The organism is Natrinema sp. CBA1119, assembly GCF_002572525.1.
GTDB lineage: Archaea > Halobacteriota > Halobacteria > Halobacteriales > Natrialbaceae > Natrinema.
Genome location: NZ_PDBS01000002.1, coordinates 1 through 12225, shown reverse-complemented (window position 1 = coordinate 12225; position 12225 = coordinate 1). Strand labels below are relative to the sequence as shown.

Here is a 12225-nt window from a genome sequence, read left to right as displayed (position 1 = left end):
CGTTCCAGAAAGGAGCGTCCGTCGTCAAGAACGATGACTACGAGCGACTGTTCGCGGGTGTCCTTCGATGATTCGGACACCAGACGTGACGAGATGCATAGTACAATGGAAGCCTGGGTCGACGACCTCGTCGACGAGGTTGATGACGCAGTCTCGAGTGAGCAGTTCCAGGAGTGGCTCGACGTGCAGAGTCACTTCCATGACTACTCTTACCGAAATACGCTGCTAATCACTCGCCAATGTCCAAACGCAACTCGTGTTGCCGGCTATCGGACGTGGCAAAACGAGTTCAACCGTCATGTGAAAGAAGGCGAGAGTGCAATCTGGATCTGGGCACCGATCATCGCGAAGCAGTGCCCCGAGTGTGAGAACTCGCCGTCATATCACGATCGAAACGACTGCGAATACGACGAGATGTCACCCGAGGAGTGGTCGAAAGGGCTTGTCGGCTTTCGGCCAGCGCCAGTCTTCGATATTTCACAAACCAAAGGGGAGCCACTTCCCGAACTCGAGACCGAAGCGACCGGGGAGGCCGACGAACTGGTGCCAGCGCTCCTCGAGGGAGCTTCGATGCTTGAAGCGGAAGTCGAGGTCGTTTCACCAGCGGAATGGACTCATGGAGATGCCAGAGGCGTGTGTCAGTACCGCTCTCCTGCGGAGCGACCACTAATCGAGATTCGAGATCGAGAGAACAGTGCCGACCTTGCCGTAACGACCGTCCACGAGTACGCCCACGCACTCTTGCACGGTGACCTCGACGACGGGATCGAACACTCGAAACGCGAACTCGAGGCGGAAGCCGTCGGCTACATCGTCGGTCGGTATTTCGGGCTGGACACGAGTGGGTCGGCGTTCTACCTCGCTGCATGGGAGGGCGAAGAGTCAGAGGCTATCCTCGATCGACTCGAGCGGATCAGTTCGACCGCTGCGGAGATTATCGATGTCGTCGACGAGGTGATTACAGATGAGTGATCGGCACCTCCTCTTCGAAATCGTCGACGCGCTCGAAACGGAGGGACTCGGTCGTGACAAGTATCAACTGAAACGGGTGATCGACGTCGAAGCACTCGAGCAACTCGTGGACTCGGCGAACGATGACCTCGAGGTTAGATTCTCGGTCAGAGGATTTCGTGTCCTCGTCACGCAGTCCGATGTACGGATCCTCACGAATCCGTAGATTGGATCTGTTGGAATCCTTAACCTTTGATAGTTTCTGCACCATCAATCGCTTAGTACAGGCAAAGAACATCACACCACATAAAATACCCTATGTGTGAGTTGGAAACCGAACAATTCACTCTATTTCAGGCTCTACTGTGGAAAGAGACCATGCTTTTGCAGGTGTCAAAGCTATTAGCGGCGAAAATGGCAGTTCTCTTCCGGGGCAGGATTACCACCATCGTCTTGTGTCATCACAACTTGCCCCGGCCCTGCTCATATGAAAGGTAGTCCAGTACCAGTCTTCAACAGCGACTTCGTAGCCGAGGCCCTGCCCCGATATTAGGAATTTGATCCTGACAGTAAATGATTGCCGCACGGGATGCGTAGTCCGCACCTTCACCACGGCACCTACCGAGAGCCGCCGGAAGTGTCGCTGTTAGCCGGACTGATTGCCGGTTTCGTTCCCGCCGGTCTGGTTGCCAGTCATATTACCATCAGTCTGATTTCCGGTTTGGTTACCAGTCTGATTTCCGCCGTCACCGTCGGCACCGCCCTCAATCTGGATTGGGGCTTCCATCTGTGGATGGGGCTGACAGCGGTAACGGGCGATCTTGTCGGTCGCCGTGAACTCGAAGATTTCATCGCTCCCCGGGTCCGTGACAGGTTCGCCGGTCGTGAAGTCGTCGACGACCTCGCCGTTTTCATTTCGTAGTTCCAAGTTGTGTGCGGCACCATCGCCTTCCGTCCAGCCGATTGTGTAATCGTATGTGTCTCGGAGGATGAGTACCGGGTTCTGTACACCCTCGATCTTGGACGGCTGGAGCCCTTCCCAGTGACTCGTCTGACCACTAAACCGGATATCGTTGCCGGGCTCAATTTCGTACCCCTCGGTCTCACCATCGCCGTTAGCACCGTTGCCGTTACCGCCGTTGCCGTTACCGCCGCCACCGCAACCGGCAACGAACGCTGTCGAACCTGCAACACCTGTCAACTTGAGCATTCGCCGTCGAGATGTCTCCTTCTCTTGAGTCATCGGGCTAGTTTGGAACTCTATGCGGATAATCAGATACCCATCTAATGCATGGATATCAAGCTCAGTTAAATCATCCAACGTTACAGCGCTGATGGTCAGTTCGCATCTGTAGTTGCCGAATCGGACGTATCAGTTTCACGCCTGATTCTATGAGACCTCAAGGGCCACCCCGCTACCGGTGGGGCGTTTAGATGGCTCCAAGATCTCAAGCAGGCCCGCGACGAACTGTGGAGGATGACTGACTCAGACACCCATTTATCATTCAGATCCACGAGTATCCATCGCCTGACGACTGTGACTTTACGGCCGGTGGCGTAGCCACGCTCCTTGAGCACGCCAACACTGAACACTCCGGAAAGTATCAACGGGAAGGCTGGCCGACTACCGACATCGCCTAGGAAAACGGCACTTGGGCGAGGACGACAGCGACGGATCAGCTGGCGAATGACGGGACTTCTCCTCCACTCACCTACCGGTAGCATCATTGTCACCAACCTATATAGACGGTAGAGTTATCCAAGAACGGACCCGAAATGATGATGGCGAGGGGAGAGGACCAGGTCGTTTACCCACAACCAGTCCATTCCGAGACATTCAGATCCTCGCCTTCCGTGATCGGATCGTGTTCCGACGTCAAGTCAATAGCCAACTTGTCAAGCACACCGATCTCGGACCCACCCTCAGAGGCACATCACAAAGGGGATGGGGGCTCTAACGCTGCCATCCTCTGTTGGCGTTTCTGTGATACGTGAGCTTTTGTACAAAGCCGCGGCTAACGCTGGCGATGCCTCTCACTGATCAACAGAAGGACCTCCTGATCGCCGTCGCACTGACCGAGTTTAGCGTCTACTACAAGCAAGCTGATCCCGAACTCGCGAAACACGCATGGCAGCTCGTAGCGAGCCGCCTCGTCGATCACGACATCGAGCCCGCCGAGGCCGTCGACGCACTCGAGATGGGATAGCTATCGCTCGGCGTTTGATCGCCTCGAAAAGACCTCAAAATGCCGCCCGGATAGGCACAGGGGGATGGCCGCCTGGCGGCATGGAAACTAGATCAGTAGGGTTGGGTGCTGATTGGATCGTGTCGCGCGGTGGGAACGCGACAGTGAATATGTTCGTCCTGTCCTATATCAACCCTGCTCCGATTCCAAGTGTGTCGGAACCGTCCTACTGACCCATCCAAATCCCGCCGAGATCAGGTAGCTACTCTTCTCGAGTTCGATACGCCAGCGATCGTCCTGGTAGGCGGCGAACGATAGCCGCCAATTCTAGATGAAATGTGTCACCGATTCGAAACCCGCCGCTTTCGGCGCGTCGATCGTCATCGTCTGTGTGTCCCCCACTCGAGTCCTCGACGAAGGACTTGCCGTCTGGACCTGATCTCACTCGAGGAAAGAATCTGAAGGAACGGAGATCGCTCGTTCCAGTCAGAAACTACTCTCCTCCACCGACAACCCGCTCTCGAAGCCGTTTTTTCGCGCCTGATGGGCGAGGCGCGACGATGTTTGCCTCGAGAGTACCCATGAGTACAGATCGACCGATCCCTCGCGAACAACACCAGGACCACCACCATGACTGCAACGACACAAGTGACCGAGAGCGACGCTATTCCGGCGACATTGCTCAACTGAACGGGCACGAACTCGTCGCCATCGACGAGTGGCTGCCAGGCGCGGAGCCAACACCGTACGAGATCAACCTCACTGATGGTTTTGAGTACCGAACGCGCTACTGGCGCTGCCGGAACTGCGGTCAAGAACGAAATTGTCGTAGCCAGTTCATCGCCCACTGTGAGACACCAGCTCCACCGACCCCGCTCGAGGCCGGTGGCTACTCGATCGAGAATCCACGAACCCGGCGTGCATTGAGCGAAGAGAGGGATGTCTGGTTTGTCAGGGTAGACCCTATCTACGAAATTGTTAGCGAGAGCGGGAACACCTACATCGTCGATGTCGAGGTGAAGACGTGTACCTGCCCAGATTATGAACAACGCCAGCCCACTGGTGGTTGCAAGCATCTTAGACGTGTTGATCTCGAGATCCGAACTGTGATCACCCCTGCTCCGGATGGGACGTTCAATCGTTAACAGTAGTTGGCAATCCGAATTCTTTATTCAGAGTTGGTTAGAAAATTCGCGTTCAGTACAGGGGAGAACCACGCACTGCTGGTTTCTCCGCAGACTGTCACCCAGATAATCACTATAAGCCTGCAATGGACGGCCAAATGGCTATCCATGTTACTTTCTAACATTCTGTTGATCTGCCCTCAACGCGTTACTGGCACACCCAGGCAGGTTACGCAGTGAATCGTGCGCCAACCAATCCCCGAGAACCTTGCACTAAACCCTCGGCTATCTGCGATTCATACCGTGAGCAAATGCAGCCGTCACCCCCACTGCGTTTGTCTTTTGAGAACCGTGACGAAAGGTGCGCCGTTCAGTACAGAGGATATAGTTGCCAGCACACTCAGCTACCCCTTTACATATCTACATCTTTGAGAACGGACCCATCGTTGCTGAGAATACGAAGATCACCATCGCCACATGGACAAGAGTCATCTCGTCCGCTCCCAATGGGCCGTATTTCGCCGTCAGGCCCAAGATGTACTGCATGGGCAGTCCCACAGTTTTCACAGACTGCTGCTGCCCGCTGTCTCTCACCTTCGCCCGTCATATCTAACCTTGTGTGATGATATGAGTTAACTATTGCTCATAGGGAAAGCGAGATGGTATCTTGTTGATCAGTTCGTAGACCTACCTAACGGCTGGTTCGACCACATAACTGTTGAAATGAACCTCTTGGAAAGAGTTCTATGACACCCTCTATCCGTCCTTCCAAGACTCTTCGCTGAGGTAGTCATTCGAATGAAGTGAGAAAATATCCGCTAACAAGTGATCTATACAGTGTCCAAGACTTTACCAACAGAACTCTGCACCATAGTCAACAACAAAAACAAATATTTTCTTGCTGGATAATATCGCTACAGTCAAGATACCGATTCTTTATAAGAAAACAGAACCATTTCTCAGCAAGGAGAATGAGTTCAGAAATTCCGCTTCCTACTGGTCTTGGGGACTACTCTTGGCTTGAAACTCTCATCCAGTATGAGGAAATCGATCAAACGAGTCGCTCTGGTGAACTAACTGACCTCTGATAGTGATTAAGACGAATCTTTACCAGTAAGGTACGGCCAAATGTTTGGTTCGTTGATTACGCTCAGTCCTCGTGGAATGTAGTCTTCCAGCGTCGAGAGGTCTGGAATAAGGCGGTACTTGAACCACTCTTGCAGCTGGTCACAGTACCCTTCAACGGCCTTCAGTTCGGGGAGCTTCGATGGGAAGTACCACACTTCGAGATCGTCACCGCGCACGTACAAGACCGAACTGTCTCCGACAGTTTCGGTCTCGCGCTCTCCGCTCACGTGCTCCCAAAGATCCCTCGCATAGAAGTAGCCGGCTCGGTCAAGAAATACCACTAATTCCTCACCAAACTTGTCGGTCAACGCCTCCAACAGCCGAATTCTGTGAAACCTGGTCAAGTTCTCCTCTGTCCAGCAGTAGAAGCTGTCACCGTCGTCGGTGACAGCGCCAAGCACTGTCACCGACTCCCAGGAACTCGTCGTCTCTATAGTCGTATTCGAGCCGATCGGGTACCAGCCACGTCGCTGGACGGTACCAACGTGCTTGGTGAACTGATCGACGACAACGACGGTTTTCTCGCTCAGTTCGGATCTTTTTTTCGACTGTCTGCTGAAACTCGGCCTTCTATTCGGGATCAGCTTCATAGTGTTGAGGCCGTGCTGTCCACAAGGACAGCACGGCCTCTCTCAACAACTCGTATGCGTAGTCCTCGTGGTATTCGACGCTGTACTCCTCGTTGACGTGGTGAAGCAGAAGCTTCGCTGACCACGCTTGCTGATCATAGCCGAGTTCGGTTGGTGGCTGTTGCAACTGTTCGAAGAGATGCTCACGGTCTTGTCCCTCGATCTTTGCTGAGCCTCCTGGTCGAGGAGCGTCGTAGGGGGCTTTCTCGATCGGTTCTTCCTCGAACTGATCGAGCCAGTTGCGGATCGTTTTCTCGACGACTCCATGACGGTCAGCCAACGTATCCAGTTGATCGCCTTGCTTGCGCCCGATCGCCGCGAGAACACGATCTCGCGGCTTCCCTTCGTCTATCTGCTCCTTGAGGTCATAGAGTTCCTCAAGCGTGATATCGTCGAGCCGACCCATTGCCAACTCTACTACGTTTATCGGTAAATAACCTCCTTAATCACTATGAGTCCGAGCCTGCAGTAACCGACTCGGAAATCGATGCTCGGCAGTAGTACGCGCATCGTATTCCATCTGATATCCGACGTGATTCCTGCACGCACAGCGAGAGTATCATCGCTCTCAAGTCTAAATAGGAATCATATTGTGCGGCGTGTCTGATCAGGTCATATCGCGCCCGACGTCGTCGTACGTTCGTACTGGATGGAACACGAATTAAGAAAACGTTCATACGGATCGATGACGTTGAACTCTGTACGAACCGCGATCGAATCAGGTGATGTAGTTACCGGATACTATGCGGAATCACCCGCCATCGGAGATCAAGACGAGATGACAGACAAACCAGTTTCAGCGGCGATCACGGCAATAGTAACGGAACTTGATGTCGACGATTCGATCGGACGGTACGCGACGATACTCGCCGAAGAGTTACAACGAAACAATATCCGGGTCATATCGCCCCAACGTACTGCCGCCGCGTGTCTGCTCATCGCGTGTCGGCTTCGCGAGCAGCCGGTGCGAGTCACTGTCATAGCCGATCGGCCGCCCTTCTCAAAGGAGCAGATCATCGGTGAAATGCAGCGCCTCTCGCAGAGGCTCGAGATCGAGGTTCCGCTCGCCGATCCGGAGACGCTTATTGAGACGTGTTGTGAGGAACTTGCGTTGCCAGACGTCGTTCGAAAGCGAGCTATGTGTCTCGCCCGAACCAGGGACGCCGCCGGCGCGACGAGCGGTGTTTCTCCCTATACGTATGCCGCCGCAGTTCTCTACGTCGTCTGTTCACCGACCGACGTCGAACTCTCACAGGCCGATCTTGCCTCCCACTTCGATATTTCGACTGCGACCCTTCGCAAGCGGCGAGACAACCTCCTCGAGGCGACGGGAAGCAAACTGTTCGAGATCCAGTTTCCCAATGCGTCTCCCGAGGCGGTGTCGTTTGTCGACGAACTCCTCGCCGAGGCACGGACGACCGATTGGGCACGGAACAAACGGTGTTTAGGAATCCTTGCTGGAGCGTGGTTGTACGTTGCGAATGCCGCGGAGATAGCCACAAGCACGACGGAATTGGCGACCGTCACGGGAGTCGGTGAGTCCACGATTCGCGCCCGTTACGAAGACTTTGTCGAACACATGGAGCGTACAGACGAAGACCCCGTCGTTGCTCTCGCGGAGCAGCGATGAGCGCTCCCGGACGAGCCACCTGCCCCGTCTGTGGGACAGCAATGGACCCGGTTTTGCGGTACGGTGAAGCCCACTGGGTCTGTGATATGCACGGCGATTTCCCGAACGCAGCTCTCGATACGGATGCAGCGAATCTAAATCCGACGTATTGCTCCGTCGAATCATGGATCGAAGCGAAAATCGTCTCACTCCTCGTTCTCAGTGTCCGCGTCATCGACTCGAGTGAGACTATCGAAGAATAGTCTGACTCGGCCGTGTTTAGACGCTCCTGAGTTCAGACAGTGTGGCTACTTCCGGTCAACTAGATTAGAAGCGTCTCTCGATACCAATCTCGTAGCGTGTACACAAACAGTCTAGAACGACCTATACCGCGTCTAAACAAGGCATTCTCACCCGGCCCCACAAATCGAACGATGACACGGTGCTTCTGGACATCGGTGATCAAAAACCGTTTGTGCGATAGCGGAGTAATGAGCGTTTCGTCCTCCAGAAGGTCGGCGAGTTTGTTGAGGAGTGTCTGCCAGCTAACACTGAACGGTATACGAACACGTTGTGCGGTGACCGGGCTAAACCTTGCTCCGGGCGATACTCGTGCGGTCAGTACAGGGAGTCACTTCCTATAGTGCGCCACGAGATTCTCCAGAGGGCCGCGGAGCTGGCCCTCGCCGTCAACCTGCCCTGTCGGTGTGTCCGATACCGGTCTCCCATTTTCTCGGCGATTAACGCCCCGTCATCGGCCAGAGTGACCGACCATTCCGCATCCTCGAGCCGTGTCTGCAACGCATCTATCTCAACAGTTCTCTGCGGGGATACCGCTGAATCGGCTTCGGTTTGTACCGGCGTGAGCCGTGCTTCTGGAAAGGTATAACACTTCACGCCGTGGTCTTGGATGCCGTCAGAGAGGTCTTCGGCGCTACTGTCACGCCACTCCGGCCAGCTCTGGTCGAGTCCTGACTCCACAAAGGCGACCGTTACGGCCGGCTCGTCCGCTTCGTACGCGGGATTATCCTCTGCGACGGTTCGTTCCTTCCCGTTGGGATAGGTAACGCGTGTCTCTGCGATAGTCGTACCGGGATACTGGACAACGGCTGCAAGATCAGGATCATCGTCATCTCGGTCGATCACATATTGCCCGGGAGCAAGTCCTATACCGTTCATTTCACACCCTGATCTCGTATCTTGTATGGCAGACATTGGGTACCGATCAGTAGATAAATCATGCGACAGTGATCCCATGCTCCCGGAGGTATTCTTTGATGCGTCCAGTGTGATTCCCCTGAAGTTCGATCGTCTCGTCGGTAACGGTCCCCCCGCACGCAAACTGTGACTTTAGGTCCGATGCCAGTGCCTGAAGATTGACATCACCGACGGAGAATCCAGCGAATACTGTGACTTCCTTGTCGTAACTGCGCTCGTCTATGCGGATTGTGATCTGCTGCGACTCTTTTGCGACGTCGTCACAGATGCACAGTTCTGCAGGCAATCCACACGTCGAGCAGACATTAGCCATGGCGCTAGAGAATCAATGCCACAGCTACAAAATAGTATCCTCACTGAACGGTAGCCATTCGTCTCGAGCGGTCGTTCACTCCAAGACCCCGCTGGTCTGCTGAAAAGAAGCAGCGACAGTCCTCACCTAGGCAGTTCATCCTGTCTCACACGGCCAGCCCATGTTTCCAGCAGATCGGTTCGCGAGTACCGAATGCTTCCACTTCGTGTGTCGGTTTCAACAATTCCGACATCCGTCAGTACCGGGAGGTGCCAGTGATACAGGTCACTCCCGACCGCCAGGTACCGGTCACGGGTGAGTGCTTCGTCCGCACGTGCTGCTTCCAACGTTGCCACGTCCTCGATGAGCGTCTGAAGGTCAACGACATCGGTTGAGGTATCGATGAGGGTATAGAGAGCAAACCGGCGACGCTGATTGGACAGGACCTCCAGTACCGTATCGAGTGAGAGGGACGAAATAGTGTCAGGGGATGCCGTCGGATCATCCTTATCCGTCGCCACTGAGCATCACCACCAGAGGTATTCCCATGGGAGGGAAAAGCAAGAAACAGCAGTTAACGGTGTTGATTTCACGTCTAGCTTAGTTCGACGGCCTAGAGCGTGAATACGGTGGAGAACTTAATTTCAATGGCATCAATGGCCCTCCCAGTAGTCGGTGCATTCCGATATCGTGTCGAAGCTGGTCAAATTCGGTCAATTGTCTGCGGGCGTGTCACGCCAGTCCGTCTCTGTCGTGGTTTCCAGTTGCTTCAAAAACTGTTCTATCAGCATGTTTCCAGTAGCTGCTGCCTGTAATGGTGCATCGAGCACTTCGATAGAAACCTGACCAGCAGACTCCAAGATCCCGTGACGGACCTCGACGTTGAAAACCGTGTTCCGGAAGATCACGAGTATCCGACTCATATCGACGATGAGATGGTCACACTTGATCAGATCAAGGGCGGCACAGAGATCAACGGGTGGTCAACTGGTAGGACATCAGTGGCTTCTCGTCCCTCATTACTGATAGTATCTATCTGCTCGTATAAGAGTGTCCGGCACCCCATCAACCAGTCTATCAGAGAAACGCGTTCCACCTACAAGAGATTTAAGTCGCTGAAGGTAACTGCAATAGTTTCGATCGCGTGCTCGGTATCGTTCAGCTGTGATCCGCCGATGATCACCAGTTTCCCGCTACCGAAGAGCAGAATCACCACATCCAGCTCATCTGTCCGGTACACCAGTCTCGGGAACTGTTCGAGTTCGTACTACACCACTTCCAGTCCAAGCCCGATCGCAATTGCGTTGAGGTTAAGCTGATGTCTGAAGTCAACACTGCTGACGATGTTTTGAATCTCAATCGTAGGTGATTCCATGACTGTGATTCCGAGCTCTCGTAGTGCAGCAAAACCGATGGTCAGCGACTCTTGAACAGCTTCTTCACTATTGGCCCCGGTAGAGACAATATTCCCGGCCAGAAAATGAGGGCAGCGGCGTTCGGATCTTGAGTCCGATACACGAGTAGGGAATTGCTCGGGATCATATTCCACGCTATCTAGATCCTCTCCTAACTGTTCGAAATTGAGTTCCTAGTCGATCCCCCTCGACGCAACCACGTTCTCGATCTCAATTGTCTCCGTTGGCTCAGTCATATAGCAGACAGATCTATACTGAACGGATATTAAACCAACACTTTCTGCATACCGAAGAGACAGGTGGTTCCGATTATTTGAGTCGGTCTTGCTGATCACGAAGAAACCTGCGGACCCGTTTGATGTCGTCCTCTGGGATAGTTTTCTGTTGGAATTCGCCTTTGAAGGCATCGATGAACGATTCATCAGCCAATTGCTCGAGAATGTCTTCAAGCTGGGTGGAGAGCGCTCTTGGGTCCCCCCGATGGAGATGAGTTTCGACGCGGTCAAAGTCTGCATCCGTCGCAGCCGCGATTACGTCACGAATATCCGTTAATCGACCGCTATGGAGCTTGATTGCCAGCAACAACTCTTGTTCTGGGATCTGAGCATCAACTGTAAGCGTCCGCCCGACAGTCGCTGGCTGTGAATGTTGTGTGAGGTATCGATACGACCACTCTGCGTCTGTCTGTCGGCACCGAAGTGCGTTCACCAACAACTCAATGCTCACTGGGTTACCAACATCTTTCGAAAACTGAATGAAGCGCCCTTCGTAGAGTGCACTTGTATCGTACTCGTTAGTCCGCTCGTACCCGTGTTCAGCAAGGAAGGATTCGTATTCTTTTAATGCCGTCTCAGGGATGACGAGATCCACATCGGTTGAGAACCGTTGATTGAATGCAGTGACAGCCCATCCACCGACGAGAACGTATGGGTGACCGGCATTGATAATTGCTTGAAGCGTCGATAAGAGCTCGTTCTCACGTTCGGGGAGACTCATTGCGATGGAATGTAGCTGGACCGATCAACGTCGATGTCGACCTCATATTCGTCGGCGATCATCTGTAATGCTGGCTCGAAATTCCAGCGATACTCCTGCATGTACTCGACTGCCTCGGCTAATGGAATCACTGGGTTACCATCTACCCACTCTTGATCGAACTGTTCGGTCGTTGGGTACAAGCTGTAGTAGATCTCTCCTGGGGCGTCGTCGATAACACTGTCATCGCGCTCGCCAACGGTGCTCGGAATCCCATATCGCTCGAAGAACGATATCCATTGTTCAACGTCCGTATCATGAACGCGCATAAATACAGGATAGGCGTCGGAACCGCGTGCAATCTGGTACCCACCATGTGTCCACACATAGACAGCGTCGATTTTGGTATATGTGAACGCCATCTGTGAAAAGTGTGGCAACACGTACGCCTCTGCGGTGGTTGGCGGAGACTGCCGACTGATTGCTTCCATGGCATGAGCGTACCCTTCACGGACAGTGGGTGCGGTCACGTGAACGCCGTCGTTTCGCTCGACGACATCGATATCCTCTAAGCGTTCGATCCAGGTGTACACCCACGAGTAGGTCCCGTCGACCTTGTGAGCGATTTGGCGGATGGAGTCACCGTCGCTCGTGGCTAACACGATTTTCGCCGCGATATCGTCGACGTGCTCCATCAT

The 12225-nt window shown here is 53.8% G+C and carries 15 protein-coding genes and 2 pseudogenes; 5 read left to right on the top strand and 12 right to left on the bottom strand.

Translation table 11 applies throughout. The features are described from left to right. Positions 1-33 precede the first annotated feature (33 nt). Positions 34-972 carry an ArdC-like ssDNA-binding domain-containing protein gene (locus CP556_RS20135; RefSeq protein WP_098727510.1) on the top strand — a complete coding sequence of 313 codons (939 nt, stop codon included), beginning with the start codon at positions 34-36 and terminating at the stop codon, positions 970-972. After that, positions 965-1177 (top strand): HalOD1 output domain-containing protein, encoded by a 213-nt coding sequence (locus tag CP556_RS20130; RefSeq protein WP_098727509.1) that lies wholly within the window; start codon positions 965-967, stop codon positions 1175-1177. Before CP556_RS20135 ends, CP556_RS20130 begins: the two co-directional genes overlap by 8 nt. Positions 1178-1597: 420 nt before the next feature. Here CP556_RS20130 and CP556_RS20125 read toward each other — a convergent pair whose 3' ends face one another. Further along, complete coding sequence (locus tag CP556_RS20125) at positions 1598-2161, bottom strand: cupredoxin domain-containing protein (protein ID WP_098727508.1); 564 nt, start codon at positions 2159-2161, stop codon at positions 1598-1600. Between the two features lie 817 nt (positions 2162-2978). Here CP556_RS20125 and CP556_RS20120 point away from each other — a divergent pair. Continuing rightward, entirely contained in the window at positions 2979-3158 is a 180-nt protein-coding gene (locus tag CP556_RS20120; protein WP_098727507.1) for a hypothetical protein, read from the top strand. Between the two features lie 560 nt (positions 3159-3718). Next, positions 3719-4282, top strand: coding sequence for a hypothetical protein (locus CP556_RS20115; protein WP_098727506.1), 564 nt, complete (start codon positions 3719-3721; stop codon positions 4280-4282). Between the two features lie 1073 nt (positions 4283-5355). On the opposite strand, the gene CP556_RS20105 is transcribed toward CP556_RS20115, so the two are convergent. Both CP556_RS20105 and CP556_RS20100 read right to left on the bottom strand, forming a co-directional pair. Continuing rightward, a complete protein-coding gene (locus CP556_RS20105; RefSeq protein WP_098727504.1) occupies positions 5356-5979 on the bottom strand; it encodes a transposase in 624 nt (207 codons plus the stop codon). Next, entirely contained in the window at positions 5960-6424 is a 465-nt protein-coding gene (locus tag CP556_RS20100) for a helix-turn-helix domain-containing protein (protein ID WP_098727503.1), read from the bottom strand. Before CP556_RS20100 ends, CP556_RS20105 begins: the two co-directional genes overlap by 20 nt. A gap of 372 nt (positions 6425-6796) precedes the next feature. Between CP556_RS20100 and CP556_RS20095 the strand changes: the two genes are divergently transcribed. Beyond that, positions 6797-7648 (top strand): transcription initiation factor IIB family protein, encoded by an 852-nt coding sequence (locus CP556_RS20095; RefSeq protein ID WP_098727688.1) that lies wholly within the window; start codon positions 6797-6799, stop codon positions 7646-7648. 301 nt (positions 7649-7949) lie between these two features. Here CP556_RS20095 and CP556_RS27595 read toward each other — a convergent pair whose 3' ends face one another. The 9 genes and pseudogenes from CP556_RS27595 to CP556_RS20055 all read right to left on the bottom strand — a co-directional run. After that, positions 7950-8189: a DUF7983 family protein gene (locus CP556_RS27595; protein ID WP_486187787.1), complete on the bottom strand. Its 240-nt coding sequence runs from the start codon at positions 8187-8189 to the stop codon at positions 7950-7952. A gap of 56 nt (positions 8190-8245) precedes the next feature. After that, the gene (locus CP556_RS20085) at positions 8246-8806 is read right to left on the bottom strand and encodes a hypothetical protein (RefSeq protein ID WP_098727501.1); all 561 of its coding nucleotides are present in this window, start codon (positions 8804-8806) and stop codon (positions 8246-8248) included. A 58-nt stretch (positions 8807-8864) separates the two neighbouring features. Continuing rightward, positions 8865-9158: a translation initiation factor gene (yciH, locus tag CP556_RS20080; RefSeq protein ID WP_098727500.1), complete on the bottom strand. Its 294-nt coding sequence runs from the start codon at positions 9156-9158 to the stop codon at positions 8865-8867. Positions 9159-9280: 122 nt separating this feature from the next. Continuing rightward, a complete protein-coding gene (locus CP556_RS20075) occupies positions 9281-9658 on the bottom strand; it encodes a DUF7344 domain-containing protein (protein WP_098727499.1) in 378 nt (125 codons plus the stop codon). 192 nt (positions 9659-9850) lie between these two features. Then, a complete protein-coding gene (locus CP556_RS26140; RefSeq protein WP_098727498.1) occupies positions 9851-10060 on the bottom strand; it encodes a hypothetical protein in 210 nt (69 codons plus the stop codon). A gap of 173 nt (positions 10061-10233) precedes the next feature. After that, positions 10234-10392, bottom strand: a pseudogene (locus tag CP556_RS26855) (TATA-box-binding protein); the annotation flags it as partial. 12 nt (positions 10393-10404) lie between these two features. Continuing rightward, positions 10405-10710, bottom strand: a pseudogene (locus tag CP556_RS26850) (TATA-box-binding protein); the annotation flags it as partial. A 151-nt stretch (positions 10711-10861) separates the two neighbouring features. Next, positions 10862-11548: a hypothetical protein gene (locus CP556_RS20060; RefSeq protein WP_098727497.1), complete on the bottom strand. Its 687-nt coding sequence runs from the start codon at positions 11546-11548 to the stop codon at positions 10862-10864. Next, positions 11545-12225, bottom strand: a 681-nt coding sequence (locus CP556_RS20055) for a helix-turn-helix domain-containing protein (RefSeq protein ID WP_176548267.1), incomplete at its 5' end; no start/stop codon positions are given. The genes CP556_RS20060 and CP556_RS20055, both read right to left, overlap by 4 nt.

Excerpts from the sequence above, each read along its gene's own strand:
- CP556_RS20135 (WP_098727510.1), top strand. The coding sequence starts at position 34 with ATGACTACGAGCGACTGTTCGCGGGTGTCCTTCGATGATTCGGACACC.
- CP556_RS20130 (WP_098727509.1), top strand. The coding sequence starts at position 965 with ATGAGTGATCGGCACCTCCTCTTCGAAATCGTCGACGCGCTCGAAACG.
- CP556_RS20125 (WP_098727508.1), bottom strand. The coding sequence starts at position 2,161 with ATGCTCAAGTTGACAGGTGTTGCAGGTTCGACAGCGTTCGTTGCCGGT.
- CP556_RS20120 (WP_098727507.1), top strand. The coding sequence starts at position 2,979 with ATGCCTCTCACTGATCAACAGAAGGACCTCCTGATCGCCGTCGCACTG.
- CP556_RS20115 (WP_098727506.1), top strand. The coding sequence starts at position 3,719 with ATGAGTACAGATCGACCGATCCCTCGCGAACAACACCAGGACCACCAC.
- CP556_RS20105 (WP_098727504.1), bottom strand. The coding sequence starts at position 5,979 with ATGAAGCTGATCCCGAATAGAAGGCCGAGTTTCAGCAGACAGTCGAAA.
- CP556_RS20100 (WP_098727503.1), bottom strand. The coding sequence starts at position 6,424 with ATGGGTCGGCTCGACGATATCACGCTTGAGGAACTCTATGACCTCAAG.
- CP556_RS20095 (WP_098727688.1), top strand. The coding sequence starts at position 6,797 with ATGACAGACAAACCAGTTTCAGCGGCGATCACGGCAATAGTAACGGAA.
- CP556_RS20085 (WP_098727501.1), bottom strand. The coding sequence starts at position 8,806 with ATGAACGGTATAGGACTTGCTCCCGGGCAATATGTGATCGACCGAGAT.
- yciH (WP_098727500.1), bottom strand. The coding sequence starts at position 9,158 with ATGGCTAATGTCTGCTCGACGTGTGGATTGCCTGCAGAACTGTGCATC.
- CP556_RS26140 (WP_098727498.1), bottom strand. The coding sequence starts at position 10,060 with ATGAGTCGGATACTCGTGATCTTCCGGAACACGGTTTTCAACGTCGAG.
- CP556_RS20060 (WP_098727497.1), bottom strand. The coding sequence starts at position 11,548 with ATGAGTCTCCCCGAACGTGAGAACGAGCTCTTATCGACGCTTCAAGCA.